The 19,555-nt window shown below is 56.1% G+C and carries 13 protein-coding genes and 1 riboswitch; of the genes, 9 read left to right on the forward strand and 4 right to left on the reverse strand.

The genetic code is table 11. The features are described from left to right. The first annotated feature begins 10 nt into the window (after positions 1-10). The 5 genes from BLU05_RS08015 to BLU05_RS08035 are packed head-to-tail and all read left to right on the forward strand — an operon-like array spanning position 11 to position 5,779. Positions 11-910, forward strand: coding sequence for a carbohydrate ABC transporter permease (locus BLU05_RS08015; RefSeq protein WP_091879109.1), 900 nt, complete (start codon positions 11-13; stop codon positions 908-910). A gap of 30 nt (positions 911-940) precedes the next feature. Continuing rightward, entirely contained in the window at positions 941-2,743 is a 1,803-nt protein-coding gene (locus tag BLU05_RS08020; protein ID WP_091879110.1) for an IlvD/Edd family dehydratase, read from the forward strand. A gap of 22 nt (positions 2,744-2,765) precedes the next feature. Further along, complete coding sequence (locus tag BLU05_RS08025; RefSeq protein WP_091879112.1) at positions 2,766-3,518, forward strand: SDR family NAD(P)-dependent oxidoreductase; 753 nt, start codon at positions 2,766-2,768, stop codon at positions 3,516-3,518. 27 nt (positions 3,519-3,545) lie between these two features. Next, positions 3,546-4,385, forward strand: coding sequence for a fumarylacetoacetate hydrolase family protein (locus BLU05_RS08030; protein WP_091879113.1), 840 nt, complete (start codon positions 3,546-3,548; stop codon positions 4,383-4,385). Positions 4,386-4,444: 59 nt separating this feature from the next. Beyond that, positions 4,445-5,779, forward strand: coding sequence for an MFS transporter (locus tag BLU05_RS08035; protein WP_091879115.1), 1,335 nt, complete (start codon positions 4,445-4,447; stop codon positions 5,777-5,779). A 60-nt stretch (positions 5,780-5,839) separates the two neighbouring features. On the opposite strand, the gene BLU05_RS08040 is transcribed toward BLU05_RS08035, so the two are convergent. Further along, the gene (locus BLU05_RS08040; RefSeq protein WP_091879116.1) at positions 5,840-10,441 is read right to left on the reverse strand and encodes a translocation/assembly module TamB domain-containing protein; all 4,602 of its coding nucleotides are present in this window, start codon (positions 10,439-10,441) and stop codon (positions 5,840-5,842) included. After that, on the reverse strand, positions 10,438-12,366 hold the full coding sequence (locus BLU05_RS08045) for an autotransporter assembly complex protein TamA (RefSeq protein WP_091879118.1): 1,929 nt from the start codon (positions 12,364-12,366) through the stop codon (positions 10,438-10,440). The genes BLU05_RS08040 and BLU05_RS08045 overlap by 4 nt, the downstream gene beginning before the upstream one ends. A 378-nt stretch (positions 12,367-12,744) precedes the next feature. Here BLU05_RS08045 and BLU05_RS08050 point away from each other — a divergent pair, with 378 nt between their 5' ends. Together BLU05_RS08050 and BLU05_RS08055 are read left to right on the forward strand one after the other, a co-directional pair. Further along, entirely contained in the window at positions 12,745-12,972 is a 228-nt protein-coding gene (locus BLU05_RS08050; RefSeq protein WP_091879120.1) for a DUF4160 domain-containing protein, read from the forward strand. After that, positions 12,965-13,420, forward strand: a complete 456-nt coding sequence (locus BLU05_RS08055; RefSeq protein WP_091879121.1) for a DUF2442 domain-containing protein — start codon at positions 12,965-12,967, stop codon at positions 13,418-13,420. Before BLU05_RS08050 ends, BLU05_RS08055 begins: the two co-directional genes overlap by 8 nt. A 24-nt stretch (positions 13,421-13,444) precedes the next feature. Here the strand turns inward: BLU05_RS08055 and BLU05_RS08060 are convergent, their stop codons facing one another. Further along, positions 13,445-14,719: a D-amino acid dehydrogenase gene (locus BLU05_RS08060; RefSeq protein WP_091880160.1), complete on the reverse strand. Its 1,275-nt coding sequence runs from the start codon at positions 14,717-14,719 to the stop codon at positions 13,445-13,447. A 216-nt stretch (positions 14,720-14,935) separates the two neighbouring features. After that, positions 14,936-15,022, reverse strand: a riboswitch (glycine riboswitch). A 104-nt stretch (positions 15,023-15,126) separates the two neighbouring features. On the opposite strand from BLU05_RS08060, the gene BLU05_RS08065 reads away from it, so the two are divergent. Then, positions 15,127-15,363 carry an Lrp/AsnC ligand binding domain-containing protein gene (locus BLU05_RS08065; RefSeq protein WP_091879122.1) on the forward strand — a complete coding sequence of 79 codons (237 nt, stop codon included), beginning with the start codon at positions 15,127-15,129 and terminating at the stop codon, positions 15,361-15,363. Between the two features lie 171 nt (positions 15,364-15,534). Continuing rightward, positions 15,535-17,388, forward strand: a complete 1,854-nt coding sequence (ilvD, locus tag BLU05_RS08070; protein ID WP_091879124.1) for a dihydroxy-acid dehydratase — start codon at positions 15,535-15,537, stop codon at positions 17,386-17,388. 16 nt (positions 17,389-17,404) lie between these two features. On the opposite strand, the gene BLU05_RS08075 is transcribed toward ilvD, so the two are convergent. Next, the gene (locus BLU05_RS08075) at positions 17,405-19,039 is read right to left on the reverse strand and encodes a Na+/H+ antiporter (RefSeq protein ID WP_091879125.1); all 1,635 of its coding nucleotides are present in this window, start codon (positions 19,037-19,039) and stop codon (positions 17,405-17,407) included. Positions 19,040-19,555: the final 516 nt, after the last annotated feature.

A 19,555-nucleotide genomic window follows, 5' to 3' on the forward strand; every position in this document is an offset into this window, starting at 1 on the left:
GAGAATGATCATGAGCATTTCCGAACAGACAAACACACAGACCCTGACCGACGATGCGCAGGGCATGAGCTATCTCAACCGGTTGCCGCGGCGCATTGTCGTGCTTTATTTGCCGCTTGCCGTATTCATCATTGTCCTGCTGTTCCCGTTCTACTGGATGGCGATTACGGCGGTGAAACCAAATTCACAGCTAACGGATTATAACAATTACAGTCCCTTCTGGGTGGTGGGTCCAACTCTCGACCATATCAAATATCTGCTGTTCGAGACCTCCTATCCCGGCTGGCTGTGGAACACGCTTGTCGTATCGGTCTGCGCCACCGTCCTGTCGCTCGCAGCCTCGGTTTTCGCCGCCTATGCCATCGAGCGCATCCGTTTCAAGGGTTCGCGTTCCGTCGGACTTCTGATCTTCCTTGCCTATCTCGTGCCGCCTTCGATCCTGTTCATTCCGCTGGCTGTGATCGTCTTCAAGTTCGGTATCTATGACAGCAAGCTCGCGCTGATTTTTACCTACCCGACATTCCTCATTCCGTTCTGCACATGGCTGCTGATGGGGTACTTCCGTTCAATCCCGTTCGAACTGGAAGAAAGCGCGCTCGTCGATGGTGCATCGCGCTGGCAAATCCTCGTCAGGGTCATATTGCCGCTGGCAGTGCCAGGGCTGATCTCTGCGGGTATTTTCGCCTTCACTTTGTCGTGGAATGAGTTCATCTATGCGCTGACCTTTATCCAGTCCTCGGAGAACAAGACTGTCCCGGTCGGTGTCCTGACGGAACTGGTGCGAGGAGACGTTTTCGAGTGGGGTTCGCTGATGGCAGGTGCGCTGTTTGGCTCGCTGCCCGTCGTGATCCTCTACTCATTCTTTGTCGATTATTACGTGTCCTCAATGACCGGGGCGGTCAAAGAGTAGCTGGGGCTAAAGCCCTTCCAGGAGTATACTATGACGACCACCAAAACCCCGAAAAAGCTTCGCTCGCAGGAATGGTTCGACAATCCTGATAATCCGGGGATGACAGCGCTCTATCTTGAGCGCTATCTCAATTACGGCCTGACCCGCGAAGAATTGCAGTCGGGCAAGCCGATCATCGGGATCGCCCAGACGGGCTCTGATCTTTCTCCGTGCAACCGTCATCACATCGAACTGGCGAAGCGGGTGCGCGACGGGATTATCGCTGCTGGCGGCATTCCCTTTGAGTTTCCGGTGCACCCCATTCAGGAAACCGGCAAACGGCCCGGCGCAGCGCTTGATCGTAATCTGGCCTATCTCGGACTGGTGGAAGTGCTGTTCGGTTATCCACTCGATGGTGTTGTGCTCACCATCGGCTGTGACAAGACCACTCCAGCCATGCTGATGGGTGCTGCGACGGTCAATATTCCGGCCATCGCGCTGTCCGTCGGTCCGATGCTGAACGGCTGGCATCGCGGCGAGCGCACCGGCTCCGGCACAATCGTCTGGAAGTCGCGCGAAAAGCTGACATCGGGCGAAATTAATTATGACGAGTTCATGGATATCGTTGCATCCTCGGCTCCATCGGTCGGCTATTGCAACACCATGGGCACAGCAACCACGATGAATTCGCTGGCCGAGGCACTCGGTATGGAACTACCCGGTGGTGCGGCTATTCCTGCGCCTTACCGCGAGCGTGGCCAGATTTCCTATGATACCGGCAAACGCATCGTCGAGATGGTACGCGAAGACCTGAAACCTTCCGATATCATGACGCGCGAAGCCTTCGAAAACGCCATTGTCATCAATTCGGCCATTGGTGGCTCCACCAATGCGCCCATTCATCTCAATGCGATTGCGCGGCACCTTGATATTGCGCTCGACAATGACGACTGGCAGACCATCGGCCATGACGTGCCGCTTTTGGTCAACCTGCAACCGGCCGGCGAATATCTCGGAGAAGATTACCACCGCGCGGGCGGCGTTCCCGCTGTGGTGGCGGAACTGCTGAAAGCGAAACGGCTGCCGCATCCAACGGCGCTTACTGTCAACGGCAAGAGCATCGGCACCAATTGCGAGGGGGTTGAAAACCTCAACACTGATGTCATCCGCCCCTTCGAAACGCCGCTGAAGAAGAAGGCCGGTTTCATCAACCTGCGGGGCAACCTCTTCGATAGCGCCATTATGAAAACCAGCGTGATCTCGGAAGAATTCCGTGAACGCTATCTTTCCGATCCTGATGATCCGGAAGCGTTTGAGGGCATTGCCGAAGTCTTCGAAGGTCCGGAAGATTATCATGCCCGAATCGATGACCCGAAGCTTGGCCTTGACGAGCACAGCATCCTGATCATGCGCGGTACCGGTCCAATTGGTTATCCCGGTGCGGCTGAGGTCGTCAACATGCAGCCTCCGGGCTATCTGCTCAAGAAGGGCATCCATGCCTTGCCGTGTCTTGGCGATGGCCGCCAGTCCGGCACATCAGGCTCGCCGTCCATTCTGAACGCATCACCGGAAGCTGCTGTCAATGGTGGTTTGGCGCTGGTGCGTTCCGGCGACCACCTGCGCATCGATTTGAGGAAGGGCACAGCCAATATTCTCATCGACGATGAGGAGTTGCAGAAACGCAGGGATGATCTTCTGGCAGCAGGTGGCTTCAAATATCCGGCCAGCCAGACACCATGGCAGGAAATCCAGCGCAGCATGGTCGACCAACTGGCGCAGGGCATGGTGCTGAAACCTGCCGTCAAATACCAGCGCATTGCCCAGACCAAGGGATTGCCGCGCGACAACCACTGACGCCAGATATTCGGGAGGAACCATGGCGAATGCTATCAGGCGCTATGAAGGGCGGCACGCGGTTATCACCGGCGGCGCTTCCGGCATAGGCTACAGGACTGCAGAGCGGATCGTGTCGGAAGGTGGCACGGTCAGTCTCTGGGACATGGATGCAGCGCGGATCGAGGAAGCAAGGGCAAAGCTCGGCGCTACAGCCAGCGGCATCGCTCTTGACGTCTCCGATCCGGCTCAGGTGGAAAAGGCAGCACAGGATACGGCTGATGATTTCGGCAAGATCGATATTCTGATCTGCTCTGCCGGTATTACCGGACCCAATGCCAAGGTCGCGGATTATCCCATCGCCGAGTGGAAGCGGGTCTTTGACATCAACCTCAACGGCCTTTTCTACTGTAACCGCTTTGTCGTTCCGATCATGCAGAAGAACGGTTATGGGCGCATCGTCAATGTTGCGTCCATCGCAGGTAAGGAAGGCAACCCCAATGCCTCCGCTTACAGTGCATCAAAAGCTGCTGTTATCGGCCTGACGAAATCACTGGGCAAGGAGCTGGTGCATGATGGGATCACCGTCAACGCCATTACACCGGCGACGGTAGACACTCCCATCCTGCAGCAATTGAAGCCGGAATTCATCGACTACATGCTGTCGAAGATTCCAATGCAGCGCTTTGGCAAAGTCGAAGAGCTGGCATCGCTGATTACATGGATTGCCAGTGAAGAATGTTCGTTCACCACAGGCGCCGTTTTCGATATTTCCGGTGGCCGCGCCACCTATTGACCACCTCCCAATCAGAAAGGTTATCCCATGAAACTCGTGCGTTATGGCCCTGCCGGTCAGGAAAAGCCGGGGCTTGTCGACAAGGATGGCAAGGTCCGCGATCTCTCCGCTCACGTCAAGGATATTGCCGGTGAAGCGATCTCCCCTGAGGGTTTGAAGACGCTTGCGGGCATTGATCCAGCTTCGCTGCCAGAGGTTGCTGTGGAACGCTATGGCGCCTGCGTGGCGGGAACAGGAAAATTCATCTGCATCGGCCTCAACTATTCCGATCATGCGGCGGAAACCGGGGCGACCGTACCGCCGGAGCCAATCATTTTCATGAAAGCGACCTCGGCCATTGTTGGCCCGAATGATAATGTGGAGATACCGCGCGGCTCACTCAAGACCGACTGGGAAGTCGAACTTGGGGTCGTTATCGGCAAACACGCCAAATATGTCGGTGAAGAAGAAGCGCTCGATCACGTGGCGGGCTATTGCCTCATCAATGACGTGTCGGAACGCGCCTTTCAGGCGGAGCGCCAGGGCCAATGGACCAAGGGCAAGAGCAGCGACACGTTCGGCCCAACGGGTCCGTGGCTGGTCACCAAGGACGAAATTGCCGACCCGCAAAAACTGAAAATGTGGCTCGAAGTCAATGGTCACCGCTACCAGAACGGCTCGACCGAGACGATGGTTTACGGTGTCAAATACCTCGTTTCCTATTTGTCGCAATTCATGAGCCTGCATCCGGGTGATATCATCTCTACAGGTACACCACCCGGTGTCGGCCTTGGCCAGAAGCCGAATATCTTCCTGAAAGCCGGAGATGTCATGACACTGGGTATCGAAGGTCTGGGTGAGCAAAAGCAGACTGTTATTCAGGGTTGACCTGAAAACCAAGTGTGCGTGATTGACTGAGCTATAAGCGGCAAAGGGAGTTCCAAACAATGCCATCAACTACAAAAGCCCATCCGCCTCAAAAAGCCCCTGCGGGCGCCAGCAAGGTCCGCTACATCATTCTCGCCATGTGCTTCCTCGGCATTACGATGAATTATCTGGACCGCGCCAATCTGAGCGTGGCCTTGCCCTACATTGATGCCGAACTTAACCTCCAGCTGACCAATGCGGAGAAGGGTCTGATCCTCGGTGCCTTTTTCTGGGCCTATGATGGCATGATGCTGATCGCGGGTTGGTTCACCGATAAAGTTGGTTCACGCCGGTCATTCACCATTGCCGCTGTGTGGTGGTCGGCCTTCACGGCGCTTACCCCGCTTGCTACCAGTTTCTGGGGTTTCTTTGCCGTTCGCTTTGCCCTTGGTGCCGGTGAGGCTCCCGCCTATCCCAGCGCCACCAAGGCCGCATCACGCTGGTTCCCCAAAAGCGAGCGCGCCTTTGCCACTGCGGTTATTGACTCCGGTTCGCGTGTCGGCACCGTGCTTGCGCTGCCTATCGTAACCGGCATTATTGCCTTGGCGACCTGGCATTACTCCTTTGCGATCCTTGGCGCACTTGGTCTGGTCTGGGCGTTTTTCTGGTATGTGATGTATCGCGACCCCGCCGAACACAGCGGTGCCAATGATCTTGAGCGCCAGTACATTACTGATAATGGCGGACGCACTGACGCGACCGATGATGCGGAGGCGGTGAAAATTCGCTGGGTTGACCTTTTCCGCTATCGCACTGTCTGGGGCATGATGATCGGCTTCTTCTGCCTGAACTTCGTTATTTACTTCTTCTTGACCTGGTTCCCGGACTATCTCAAAAATGCACGCGGCCTGAACCTAGCTGAGCTTGGTACATTCGGCATGATTCCAGGCCTGACAGCTGTTGTTGCCGCATGGAGCGCCGGTGCCTGGGCTGACAGGGCCATTCGCGGCGGCGCCGATGTGACAACTGTCCGCAAGATCGTCATGGTTGGCGGATTGTTCGGCGGTGCCGCCATCCTTCCAGCGGCACTGGTGTCATCGCTTTATATGGCTCTTATCTTCCTGGCGATTTCCTATAGCAGCCTCGCCGTTGCGGCCACTGCCATCTGGTCCCTGCCTGCCGATGTGGCACCCAGCTCGCATCATGTAGCGTCAATCGGAGGTATCCAGAACTTCGCTTCAAACATTGCCGGTATTATCAGCCCGTTCCTGTTTGGCGCATTGCTTGATCGCTTCCACGGCAACTATACGCCTTCCTTTGCCATGGCAGCGGTTATGGCGCTGGTTGGTGCGTTTACTTACGCATTCATTGTAGGGCGTGCAGAGCCTCTGCCGGTGCTTCCACCCCGGAAGTGAGGCGTTGAATCCGATGGTGCGTGGTTCAATACGCGCACCATCGTCATTGCAAGCAGGCAATCAATAGTCTTTTTCGAAGAACACGCCGGCGCCCGAGTCGCCATCACTGCCGACAGAGCCCTTGGCTTTCAATTGCGGGGTTACATCAAGATTGATCGTGCCCTTCGTCTTGCCTGCCGCACCCGCTTCCACCCCGAGATAGACGTTATCACGGATATAGCGACCGGCTTTGACACCGGCATTGCCTTCGCTGTCGGTCACCACATCAAGATCGTCAAGGCCGGTGCTTTTGCGCAAGCTGTCGATCAGGGACGAATTTGATCCGCCCGCCAACTCCGCAGCGGCTGCAGCCAATCGAGCAATCTGCAACGGCGACAGTTCCGTGATGGAGCGGTTGAAGATCAGGCGCGCGAGCACCTCGTCCTGAGGCAATTCCGGCTGTGAGGAAAAGGTAATCTTCAGATCGGAAACCCGGCCCTTGACGCCAACATTCACCGTAATGTCACTGCTTTGCGTGCTGGCAACAAAGTTAAGTTCCGGATCAAGATCGCCGACCAATGTAACCTGACCCTCGGTGAAAGTGATGCGCTGGCCCAGAATCTCCAAACGCCCGCGGATCATGTCAAAGCCACCAACGGGCTGGATATTGGTAGCGGGGCCTGTCAGGCGCACCGAACCGCCAAGTTCCGTATCGAGACCGCGACCGCGCACGAAAATCTTGCTGGGCGCTGTCACATTGACGTCAAGTCTGACTACGCTCGGCCGTGCGGTGGACTTTGCGGTGGTCGGCTGATCGGCCTTGGCGCGTTTCAGCGTCCTGGCAACAGCCTTTGGCGTTTTCTTGTGCTTGACATCAATAACGGCAGACGAGCCGCCAAAGCTTTCGGGAACGCTGATTTCCGCACGATCGATGTTGATGGTACCTGCAATCAGTGGATCACGCGTCAATGAACCGTTGATACCGAGCGCGCCGGTCAGCGTGGCGACGACCATATTGCCATCGGCATAGCGCGCCTTGTCGAGCTTGATCTGGATATTGGCAGGGAAATTGGCGGCTGCGTCAGTGGAAATAGTGCCGGTTGCACTGACCGTGCCGCCTGTGGAAAGCCCTGCATTGAGCGTCCGGATCGTCACCGTCTGCCCTTCCATGCTGCCAAGCAGAGTAATGCGTTGCAGGCGCAGATTGGTCTCCGGGTCCACGATCTCAGCGCCATTGGCGGAGAACATGCCGCGGATCAACGGTTGCTGGAAACTGCCGGAAACCGAAGCGGTTACATCAATATTGCCTTTGGCCTGTGTGCCGCGATCAGCAAGGAACCGGTTGGCAAGCGCCAGCGGAATATTACCGGTTACATTGATGCCAAGCCCGGAGCCGGACACCGGCACATTGCCGCTTGCGGAAACTGTCAGACCCTGCGGGCCATCGACCTTGGCAGAAGAAAGCGTCAACATGTCATTGGCAAAGCGCCCTGCGGCTGCGAGTTGCAGCGGTGAAAGGCCAGCCTCCTGCAAGGGCTTGGCGGACAGGCCAGAACCCTTGAGGTCGAACTCGGCATTGGGCTTTTGCAGCGTGCCGGTGATGCGGCCACGACCGGTGACATTACCGGCCAGATTCTGATCCTTCACCACACCGTTAAGAGCGCGAAGCGGCAGATTGCCAAGCGTCAGATCAACAGCAAGTTGTCCGGGCGTCAGGGGCACAGAACCTTTCGCCGAAGCATCGAGCCCATTGGCCCCCGTCAGATGTGCATCGACATTGAGCTGATCGGTGGTGGACGTTCCCTTGGCGTCAAGATTGAGGCCATCAAGTCCGGCTTTTTTCAACATTGCGGCGGTGATGGCACGGGCCTGCATATTGAAATTGACATCGGGTTTTTCGCGCGTGCCGCCAATCTTTGCCGTGCCGTTGATCTCGCCGCCCAAACCCAGATCGGGCTTGACCGTGTTGGCAATATCGAGAGGCAGCTTGTCAATGGCAACCGACAGATCAAGCGTTTCGGCCACGTCACCACGAACGGTCACCTTGCCCTTGCCAATATCGAGAATAATATCGCCAAAGGAAACGTTGCTGCCAGCAACATTGATCGCGGCTGGCTGCACCAGCCGGGCGGCAAGCGCGCCTTTGGTCAGATCCATATTGGCCAGCGACAGCAGAAAACCCTTCTCGGTCGGTTCAAGCGAACCGCCAACAGACGTTTTAGCACCATTCTTCAAAGCAGCATTCAGCTTGAAATCGGTGGTCTTACCTTCCTGTGTTGCCTGAGCATCCAGATTGGAAATCTCAATGCCAGCAGCTGAAACAGTGGTTGCCGTCACCGTGCCGTTGGCAGAGGGCACCTTGAAAATATTCTGGGCCGCCAGTGCTATCGCTGCCTTGCCGACAACAACATTGCTTGCCTTCAGGCCATCAATGTCGCCCTTGATATCGACATTCTGTTGCTCGTCATCGTGAGTGAGCGCAATGGCAGCATTGGCCTTGCCTGTTGCTTCCAGGAGGAATAGCGCTGCGGCTGTCGATACATCGCTGGAGGCGAGGGTCAGGTTGCCCTGAAGCAGACCCTTCTTGTCCTGGGTGACGTCACCGCGCAGACGCGTTCCACCGGCAATGAACTGCACATTGCTCAGACGTTTTTCATCGTCGTGAAGCGCAAATTCCGTGGCAAGATCGGCACGTACACCGTCAAGGAAAGCGAGGCCCGATACCCTGCCATCAAGCGCATCCTTGAGGAGTAATCCATTGAACGAGAATGCGCCTTCGCTGAGCTTGCGTCCTGAAAGCTTGCCATCCGGCACGCCCGCATTGAAAGCCAGACCGATGATGCCGTCACTGCCACGCGCACTGCCTTTGACCTTCAGCGCACCACTGGCCTTCTCAGAAAGGAGTGCAAGATTGGTGAGGTCGAGACCGAAATCGAAATTGGCGGCGCCGGTTGCAAAAGTGCCATTGGCGGTAACGAGCGTTTGCGCGTTTTCAACCCGGAAATTCTTGGCGCTGAGCCCCGCTTGCCCGCGGGCAAGACCGCCAGTGATGCGGGTTTCGCCTTCAAGCACACGGTCTGCGGATTCAATACCGAGCTTCATGCCGGTGGCATGACCATCCAGCATCAGATCAAAGCCGCCTGTCAGCGCTTCGACGGCACCGTTCGCTTTCAAATCCAGAGAGCCCGCGAGATCACGTCCGGCCAATTCCGAAAACGGCGCAATGCTCGACGCCTTGACCAGTATGTCACCGTGATAGATGAACTTGTCGATGGTCCCTGCAAGGGAGGTGCTGAACCCGTTGGCGGCGACCAGCGCCTGTTTGAGATTGACCGGCGTGCCGGCCTTCCAGTCGCCGTTTATCTTCAACTGGATCAACTCGCCTAGCGCCTTGGCAACATCGGCACGCTTTGCCGTGATGCCCGATATATCGCCGGTTACATCATAGGTCAGCGAGCGAGCTGCTGGATTGTCGAGGTTTTCCGCCAACCCTTTGGCAACCAGATTGACCGATTTGGAAGCAAAACTATTGGTTGTCAGATTGGTCACGTCAACCGTGCTCGACCAGTCATTATTGGCACTCGTGCCAAAGGCAACCGCCAGCACAGCCCTGTCGACAGTCGTCTGACCACCCGCGACAGGCAGAATGACTTTCTTGCCTGTCGGATCAGCAATGGATGCGTCGACTTTCAGACGTCGCAGGAAGCCATCATTGGTGGTATCGCCCGTCGCATCGACCGACAGGGCGGCGCTCTTGATATTCAAACGATCAAGCGACACACCGCCTGCATCACGCACGACACCATTGACCACAAGCGCAGTGTCGTTACCAAAGAAATCCCGGAAAAGCGGCGGCACCAGCATAGCGATCTGGCCATCGACCGTGGTCTTGAAACCAAGTCCCTCACCCTGCCGGTTGATCTGTGTATTGCCTGTTAGCACGCGCTTGCCCGCAGCATCCAATGTCAATTGCAATGCGATATCGCTGAGCGGTCCCGAACCTTTGAATGACAGCGCGACCGGAGGTCTGCCCTCGATGTTGAGTAAGTTGGCAGCGATGCCGTTCGCCGGTTCATTGAGCGAAAGGTCGAGATCGATCTTCTGGGTTGCCTTGGCATAGGCGGCCTTGATGGCAAACTGGCCTCCCGGCCCGTCGAGGCGTTGCACCTTGAGGTTTGAATCCAGTGATCCGCCGTCAAGCGTGACATTACCCGCAAGCGAAATCTCGGATTTCAACCCGAAGATATTTTCGCCAAAGGCCATGCGCCCGATCTGCAAATCCTGCAGGATAACCGCCAGCGGCAATTCCGGCAGGCTGAAACCCTTGGTCTCTGGCGAAGGCAGGCTGTTGTCAGGCAATGGCTTGCGAATAACATCAATCCGCTCAGCACCAAGACTGTTGATATCAAGGCGGCCACGCAGCAACGCCAACCTGCTCCAGACAATCTTGGCATTGGTGATGCGCAGCCAGATGCCCTCGCGATCGGCGATGGTGATACTGCCAATGCTGGCTTCGGACGACAGCACGCCCTGAATGTCTGAAATCACAATCTGCCGATTGGGAGTCGACAGCTGATTTTCGACGAAGCTGAGGAAATAGGATTTCTCCGCCTCGGCGCTATCCTGCGCCAAAGCCGGTGCTGCAAAAAGCAGAAGGAATATGACTGCGAAAATCCGGGTCAAAACGCCTGTCCTATACCAACGTAGAAAGCAAAACTGGGATCATCTGCCTGCCGATCAAGCGGCATCGCCACATCAAGGCGGATCGGGCCGAGACCTGTATTATAGCGGATGCCGGCACCAACGCCGACCCGCAATTGCTGGGCGAAATCCGGGAATGATTCCTCACCAACATAGCCCGCATCAACAAAGGCGACGGCACCGATCGTGTTCGTCAGCTTGGCGCGCGCTTCAACGGAACCTTCAACGAGTGATCGTCCACCGATGACATAATTGTCGCCATTGCGCCGTGCATTCACGCCGATGTTGCGATAGGCATAGCCACGTACCGAACCGCCACCACCAGCGAAGAACAACTCATCCGAGGGCAACTCGGCAATCTCTGCGCCGACAATCGAGCCAAGTTTCAGACGGCTGGCCAGCACAAACCGGTCATCGGTGCCAAAACCGAAATAGGTACGACCTTCTGCTGTGAGCTTGGTAGCAAAGTTGCCATACTCGACTTCGTAAAATGGTGAGAGCAAGCCTTCAAGATAATAGCCGCGCGCCGGGTCGACCTTGCTGTTGCGGCTGTCATAGGTGAGACCACCGATCAGACCGACAGTCAGGAAATTACGCGTGCCGAAGTAATCATCCTTGAACTGCGATTTGGCAACATTGGCCGTGAGCTTGCCGGACAACTCATCAGAGAAAATCTGGGTGAAACCGGCATTAGCGGTAATGGATGTTTGCGTATAGGCGTCGAGCACCTTGCGCTCACCGATCAACGACGCGATGAAATCCGTATCGGGTGTGTAGACGCCGGGCTTTGTGAAGCTTGCACCGAGCAAATAACTGTATTCCGAGGGATCATAGGACTGGCTGCCAATACCGCCGATCTTGGCGTCAATGCGCAGGCGTTCCGCCCGGCCAAAAAGATTGCGCTGTAGCCAGTATGTCTCAAGCCCAACGCCATCAAGCGTCGAATAACTGCCACCGACGCCGAAGCGACGCAGCTTCTGCTCCTGCACCGCTACCGTGATCGGTAGCAAGCCATCTTTGCCAATGGCATCGCCTTCCTCAATCCGTGCCGAACGGAAGACCTCAAGGCGCGACAGGCGCTTCTTGGCCCTTTCGATCTCGTCCGGATCGTATTCCTGACCGGGTTGCAGACCAGTGATGAACGCGACGAACTCCGGGTCCATGCGCTCGGTGCCCTTGACCTGAACCGGCGCAAAACCAGCTTTCGCACCGGGATCCGCATCAATGGTCGCATCAATCCGGTTGTTCTCGTGATCGGCCACTACCTCGCGGCTTACAATCTTCGCCTTGGGATGCCCCTGCTGGCGCCAGGCATCGACCACAAGGCGCTCGGCCTTGACGATGGCGGTGGAGCGGGCAATCTCACCAGCGATATAGCCTTCCTTTTCGGGGCTTTCGACAAAATCCTTTGGGTCGAGCGTCGGCGGCGCCATGTTTTTGACGCGGGCAGATGCAAACAGGAATTGTGCGCCGGGATCAACCGAGATAACCACCTTGGCAGGATCGGACAGCACAGCATCGGGCGGAATATCGCTGGCTTCCTTGCCGTCGACCTGAATGCTGATGGTTCCACCATAGCGGCCATCCGCATAAAGAGCGCCGAGAATGCGCCGGTAGTCACCCCGCGCCTTGGCGAGCAGTCCCGCCGCGCCGGAGGCTGGTTTTTCCTTGTCGGCAAAAAGGCCGGACGCGCCTTCCACAAGCGTTTTGGTCTGATCATTTGTGGAGGCGGCGGTTTCAACCGTGTATTTCTGAGGATCGGCGATCACCGAATCGGCATCGTCTTCCTTTTTGGCACCCCAGAGATGAACGCCGAAAAGATCAAAGGCCTGGGCAGGCGAGACAAAAGCCGTAAGGGCCAGCAATGCGGCACCGAAACAACTGGCCTGTGGGCGCTTGAAGTCCATCAACCAGCAAATTCCCTACACATTAAAACACAAAGACACACTGCAGGAAACGCGCGCACGCCGCCTGCAATTGCTAAAATTCGCCCTTCGAGCTTAAGAAAACGATAACATGTCGGGAAAAGCGGGCCAACCCGCAATGGCGCCCGATGGGCCATGCAACCCAGCATTAGTGGCTATATGGCCACAAAACCGCGATACAAGCAGGATTGGCCTTGCAATCACTTTTTATGTGGTGCGTGCAATAGTTTGCCCAATACCTCTGCTGATAAAAATATTCATGTTTCATCCCATTCGCGCGCACTTGATATTGAGTGCACATTGCGCACTATTTATTGACAAAGTGCATGCAATGCACTATTTTATCGAAAGATATTTTGAATGCCGACCATCGCCAGAATCGGAAATATCAAAATTCAAATTTATGCCGAAGATCATAACCCGCCCCACTTTCACGTCATCACACCTGATCGTGAGGCTATCGTTGCCTTGGCGGATCTATCAATTTTGCAGGGTTCGCTTCGCAATGGCGATTACCGGGTTGTACGTGAATGGGCATTCCAGCACAGGAGATTCCTTGAAGATGAATGGAACAGCAGTAATGGATGATGATATTATATCTGTTGGCGCGCCTCTACCTCGTATTGACGAAGCAATTGCTCTCAATGAGCGAAAGGTTCAAATCAGGTGGCGGACCGGCGAAACGCAGATTATCGACACAATGCCCGCCCTCGCAAGCAAACGCATTTTCATTACCCTGCGAACGAATGATGCCCTCTTCTTAACACTCAAAGTCAACGAAGATGGAAATGCGATCGAATGGGAGGATGGCGCAGAACTCTCCGCTATATGGCTTGAGCGCCTCGCCCCGGCCATGTTCGACAATGGTCAGTTCAGAGAGGCCATGGATGAGCTTGGCATGAGCCTTGATGGCATGGCGGCGGCGCTGGAAATCTCGCGTCGCCTCATTGCAGATTTCCGCAAGGACAAGCCTATCCCCCGGCACATCGCACTCGCCACGCGCTATCTCGTCGAGCACAATAGAAAGAGCGCCTGAAATGACAGGCGCTCTTTGAAATATCTACTCTGCAGCGGCGAGCCAGCCGGTCTGCGGCTTGGCGTCAACCGGCATGGCTGCGCTGATATGGTCTGCAACGATTTCCGCCGTAGCGGCCGAAAGAGTCCAGCCCAGATGACCATGGCCGGTGTTGTAGAAAACACCCGGACGCTTGCCCGCACCAACGCGCGGCAGCATGTTCGGCATCATCGGACGCAAGCCGGCCCATGGCACGACATTTGACGTATCCATGCCCGGGAAGAGATCACGGCTCCAATCAACCAACGGTTTAACGCGGTCGTGACGGATATCGCGGTTTTCGCCATTATATTCGGCAGTACCGGCGACGCGCAGTCGGCCAGCGCCAAGACGGCTGGTGACAATCTTTGCATCATCATCCAGCAGGCTGACCCATGGCGCTGACTTCTGGCTTTCGGCATCGTCAAGATTAACGGTGATCGAGTAGCCCTTGACCGGATAGATGTTGACACGGTCGCCCAATTGGGCAGCAAACTTGCGGCTGGCAATACCGGCGCAGATAACGATGGCGTCAAAGCGCGCGGTCTCGGTTTCCGCATTGGCAATCGACGCCTTGCCCCATTCGACCACAACGCCGTCGGTGCCATGCTTCAACGCCGAGACATCGGCATCGCCTATAAAGCGAACACCGTGGCGGATGGCAGCAGCGGCAAGACCGCGTGTGAATTTGTGGATGTCACCGGTCGAATCGGATGGTGTAAAGAAACCGCCATAAAAAGAACCGTTCAGCGTTGGCTCAATGCTGCGGATTTCCTCATTGGTGACGGCACGGCGGTCGAGGCCCCCGGCTTCCAGCAGCTTGTTGACCTTGACGGCGTGATCATAGCCATATTTTGAGCGGTAAATATGCAGGATGCCGCGCTTTTCCAGATCGAAGTCGATCTTTTCATCGGCGGCAATCTCGAACATGCGCTTGCGGGCTTCGATGGCAAGTTTGGTCGTGGCAATGGTGTTTTCTTCGTAATGCGGAATGTTCATCACGAATTCCGCCATCCAGGAATATTTGTGCCAGGAAGGCTTCGGGTTCATCAGGAGCGGCGCATCCTTGCGCAACATCCACTTCATACCCTTGAGTACCGTCGACCAACTGTTCCACACTTCCGCATTGGAGGCCGACAACTGACCACCATTGGCGAAGGACGTTTCCATGGCCGCATAACGGTTGCGATCAAAAACGGTGACGGAATAGCCCTGACGGGCGAGCGCATAGGCGGTCGTTACGCCGGTGATACCGGCGCCGATAATGGCAATATGGGTCATGATATAGCGGTCCTCAAGCAACACATGGTTTCAGTTTCGCCGTTCAAAACGGCACGAAACCCCATCTGTCACGGAACCTGAGAGCTTGGCCCTTTGAGCGCCCGCCGGGTGTTTGCCACCCGTGTCGTCGGCACCGTTTTCCGGTCATTCGACCGGGCAGGGCTTTCTCCTTCGGTGGGTACAACCTTTGCAGGGCATACCTCTCTCCAGATGTTCTAGACTATTCTGGTCCTTTTGCCTGAGAGTTTCCGGGGCGGTTGCTCCATCGGCGCCGGTTTTACCGGTCTCTCCCAGATAGTCTGTGCGAACGCGAGATATATATCGCAGTTGCGAGAAGAGAACAACTGGCTAAGAAGCGTTACAGCAATTATGCTTGATAAAAGCGGCATACCCATCTGGAGGAACTCATGAAGCCTGTCTTTCTGCAACTGCAATGCGCACCCGGCAAGACGTACGAGGTTGCAAAAACGCTATTCGAGCGGGAGATCGTCTCGGAACTTTATTCGACCAGTGGCGAGTTTGATCTTTTGGCCAAAGTCTACATTCCCGAGGATCAGGATATCGGCAAGTTCATCAATGAGAACGTGCTCGACATTGCGGGTATTGCCCGTTCGCTGACAACGCTGACCTTCACCGCGTTCTGACCGGAGTGGGCGCGAGGCGAGACATTACGTCTCGTTTCATGCGCTCCGCATCTGCATTATGTAATCAATGCAATAAAACTTGTCTTTTCAGGCAATAAAATTCCATTCTTTGCAGGAGAGCGCTTTTTCTATAGAGATGCTCCCTCGCCCGTTCTCAGCAGGATTTCGACTATGCCTCCTTATCGTTCACGCACAACCACACATGGCCGCAACATGGCAGGTGCCCGCGGGCTCTGGCGCGCGACCGGCATGAAGGATGAGGATTTCGGCAAGCCGATTATTGCTGTGGTCAATTCCTTTACACAGTTCGTTCCGGGCCACGTCCATTTGAAAGATCTCGGCCAGCTTGTCGCGCGCGAAATCGAAAGCGCTGGCGGCGTTGCCAAGGAATTCAACACGATTGCTGTCGATGATGGCATCGCCATGGGCCATGACGGCATGCTGTATTCGCTGCCATCACGCGAAATCATCGCCGACAGCGTCGAATATATGGTCAACGCCCATTGCGCCGACGCTATGGTCTGCATTTCCAATTGCGACAAGATCACACCCGGCATGCTGATGGCCGCGCTGCGCCTCAACATTCCCGTTGTTTTCGTTTCCGGCGGCCCCATGGAAGCGGGCAAGGTTGTTTGGGATGACAAGGAAAAGAAGCTTGATCTGGTTGATGCCATGGTGGCTGCCGCCGATGACCGCATTTCCGACGAGGAAGTGAAGGCCATCGAGCGTTCCGCTTGCCCAACCTGCGGCTCCTGCTCCGGCATGTTCACCGCTAATTCCATGAACTGCCTGACCGAAGCGCTCGGCCTGTCCCTGCCCGGCAATGGATCGACACTGGCGACCCATGCGGATCGCCGCCGCCTGTTTGTCGAAGCTGGTCATCTGGTGGTTGATCTTGCCCGCCGCTACTACGAGCAGGATGATGAAACGGCTCTGCCGCGCTCCATTGCCTCGTTCGCAGCATTTGAAAATGCCATGACGCTTGATATTGCCATGGGTGGCTCAACCAATACGGTGCTGCATTTGCTGGCCGCTGCCCATGAGGGCGAGGTTGATTTCACCATGAGTGACATTGATCGTCTGTCGCGCCGCGTGCCTGTTCTCTGCAAGGTTGCGCCTGCCGTTGCCAATGTGCACATGGAAGATGTGCATCATGCGGGTGGCGTCATGGGTATTCTTGGCGAACTTGACCGTGCCGGTCTGCTCGACACATCAGTCTATTCAGTGCATGCGGCCAACCTCGGCGCGGCACTCGACCGCTGGGATGTGGTGCGCAGCAACAACAAGTCGGTGCATGATTTCTTCATGGCTGCGCCGGGCGGTGTTCCGACACAGGTCGCATTCAGTCAGGAACGCCGCTTCGCCGATGTTGATCTCGACCGCGAAAAGGGTGTGATCCGCAATCTTGAGCACGCCTATTCCAAGGATGGCGGTCTTGCTGTTCTCTATGGCAATCTGGCGGAAGATGGCTGCATCGTCAAAACCGCCGGTGTCGACGATTCGATCCTGAAATTCTCTGGCCCCGCCCGCATTTTCGAAAGTCAGGACAGCGCTGTTCTGGGCATTCTCAATGGCGGCATCAAGCCCGGTGATATCGTGCTGATCCGCTATGAAGGTCCGCGCGGCGGACCCGGCATGCAGGAAATGCTCTATCCAACCAGCTATCTGAAATCAAAGGGCCTTGGCAAAGCCTGCGCCCTGATTACCGACGGTCGTTTCTCCGGCGGTTCGTCAGGTCTTTCCATTGGCCACGTTTCCCCTGAGGCGGCTGAAGGCGGTCTGATCGGTCTGGTGCAGGAAGGCGATATTATTGATATCGACATTCCGAACCGCGGGATTCATCTGGCTGTTGACGATGCTGTTCTGGCCGAACGCCGCGCCCAGATGGAAGCCAAGGGCACTGCCGCATGGAAGCCTGAGGAAAAGCGCAAGCGCAAGATCACAACGGCATTGCGCGCTTATGGCGCCATGGCAACCAGCGCCGCCAAGGGTGCCGTGCGTCAGATTCCGGATGACTGGAACTAACCTGGATCAAACCGACCTACTGGAAGCGCGCTTCCAGTAGGTCGATATCCCTGACCATCTTCGTGGCAATGGTGCTTTCGAGCCGTCTTGCCCTGACAAGGCGATGGATTTCCTGCCGCTCTGCCCTCAGCGCCGTGATGCGCAGCAGTTTCTCGATCTCTTCACTGCGCGCCACTTCTTCGCGCTCCTCGCCCAGATGCATACGCCCATCAATGCGCTTGCGATAAAGCTCCATGATGTGGTTGGCGACATCCGTATAAATGTCAGCATCGGCGCGCCCTGACGCGAGATCGTGCTGGGCGCGCTCGATTGCCATGATGGCCGCTTCCGCCGCCGCAATACGCGCATAATCCTCTTCACGCTGGTTCGAGTCCTCGACTGGCAGATCAATGTTGCGCAGAAGCCGGGGCAGACCGATACTCGCCATAATGAGCGACAGGATGATCACCCCCGTTGCAAGAAAGATGACGAGATCACGGGCCGGAAACAACGAGCCATCATAAAGAAACAGCGGCAACGTCAGAATACCCGCCAGAGTGATTGCGCCACGCACACCGGCAAAGGACATGGTCGCGATGAGTTTCCAGCTCGGTTTGACCACGGCTTCACCCTGTGCGCTGCGCTTTGCCATGGTGACGCGCCATGACCCCCAGACCCAAAGAAACCGCAAGGTAGCGAGAACCGCATAGATCACCACGACATAGACGAGTAGCCACCAGGGACTGGATTCGCCCGCCTCCTGCACGTTTTTGACTGCGCCGGAGAAGATGCTGGGAAGTTGCTCGCCCAGCAGCACAAAGATGGCACCATTTGCGGCAAACTGCGCTGTGTCCCACACCGCCGTGCGGCGCACCCGGGTTAATGCCATGGATTGCGTGGTGTTCTCGGCATAGCTCATGGTGATACCGGCAGCGACAGCAGCAAGAATGCCTGAAGCGTGCACATGTTCTGCCAGAAGATAGGCGCCGAACGGAATGAGCAGACTGATAAGGATTTGCGAGCCGCTTTCCTCGCCCAATTTACGCGCCAGAAAAGCCTTGCCGCGCGTGACGCCAAGGGTGACACCAATACCGATGGCAATGCCGGCAAAAGCGAGCCACAGGAAGGTGAAGAAGGCTTCGGTGATTGAGAAACTGCCTGTCAGCATCGCAGCGACCGCGAAGCGCATGCATACGAGACCGGACGCGTCGTTGAGAAGAGATTCCCCTTCAAGAATATGCATCATGCGTGAGGGGATCGGCACACGGGCGGCAATGGCTGACACCGCAATTGGATCTGTTGGCGAGACGATTGCAGCCAAGGCAAACGCCACGGGCAGCGGCACGGACGGGATCATCCAATGTACGAAGAAACCAACGCCGATGACAGTAAAGATGACAAGGCCAAGCGCCATTTCCAGAATGATACCCTTATCCCGGAAAAGCCCCTCTTTGGGTATACGCCAGCCGTCAAGAAACAGCAGCGGCGGCAGGAACAACAGGAAGAAAATGTCCGGATCAAGCTGAACGCGAATGGTGGTAACCGAAGCAATCGCCGCGCCAAGACCGATCTGCACCAACGGCAGCGGGACAGCCAAAGGCAGTATGCGCACGATGGAGTCGCTGACCACAACGGCCAATAGCATCAGCAGGACGATGGTGATTGTTTCCACGGCGAATCCATTTTGATTGTCGGAATAGGATGAAGGAAAGGCCGGTGCTTTGTCGAGGCGAACCTTGGCAACTTTGCGCCCAGATCGTGCCTATTGGGTGAAATGGCGCCGTGACCAGACATTTTCGTGACAATCAATTTTACGTTTACGTCAATGTAATACTTGCAAGCGTGCCGCCTCTCGCCATAGATAGGATTGTTGAGTAGCATGGCAGAGGTTGGAGGACCGAAGGCCAGCTACAAGGAAACCATCAGGGGAGGTTAATGTGGCAAAAGAGACAACGCCGGTAAAAACATCCGTGACAGCCAAGCGCGCCGGTACAAAGGCAGCGCCAGCCAAAACGGCGAAACCCGCCGTCACGACTGTAAAAGCCGCCGCGAAAAAACCCGTCGGCGAGGTCAAGACAGCAGCAAAGGCCGTCAAACCGGTAGGAGCAAAACCAGCTGCCAAAACGACACCAGCAAAATCAGTTTCGAATACAAAGACCGCAGCGCCTGCTATTGCTAAAACGGCCAA

It is taken from the genome of Phyllobacterium sp. OV277 (assembly GCF_900104355.1).
Classification (GTDB): Bacteria; Pseudomonadota; Alphaproteobacteria; order Rhizobiales; family Rhizobiaceae; genus Phyllobacterium.

Coding starts and splice junctions, on each gene's coding strand:
- ilvD (WP_091879124.1), top strand. CDS start 15,535: ATGCCTCCTTATCGTTCACGCACAACCACACATGGCCGCAACATGGCA.
- BLU05_RS08025 (WP_091879112.1), top strand. CDS start 2,766: ATGGCGAATGCTATCAGGCGCTATGAAGGGCGGCACGCGGTTATCACC.
- BLU05_RS08035 (WP_091879115.1), top strand. CDS start 4,445: ATGCCATCAACTACAAAAGCCCATCCGCCTCAAAAAGCCCCTGCGGGC.
- BLU05_RS08055 (WP_091879121.1), top strand. CDS start 12,965: ATGGATGATGATATTATATCTGTTGGCGCGCCTCTACCTCGTATTGAC.
- BLU05_RS08015 (WP_091879109.1), top strand. CDS start 11: ATGAGCATTTCCGAACAGACAAACACACAGACCCTGACCGACGATGCG.
- BLU05_RS08060 (WP_091880160.1), bottom strand. CDS start 14,719: ATGACCCATATTGCCATTATCGGCGCCGGTATCACCGGCGTAACGACC.
- BLU05_RS08065 (WP_091879122.1), top strand. CDS start 15,127: ATGAAGCCTGTCTTTCTGCAACTGCAATGCGCACCCGGCAAGACGTAC.
- BLU05_RS08020 (WP_091879110.1), top strand. CDS start 941: ATGACGACCACCAAAACCCCGAAAAAGCTTCGCTCGCAGGAATGGTTC.
- BLU05_RS08045 (WP_091879118.1), bottom strand. CDS start 12,366: ATGGACTTCAAGCGCCCACAGGCCAGTTGTTTCGGTGCCGCATTGCTG.
- BLU05_RS08050 (WP_091879120.1), top strand. CDS start 12,745: ATGCCGACCATCGCCAGAATCGGAAATATCAAAATTCAAATTTATGCC.
- BLU05_RS08030 (WP_091879113.1), top strand. CDS start 3,546: ATGAAACTCGTGCGTTATGGCCCTGCCGGTCAGGAAAAGCCGGGGCTT.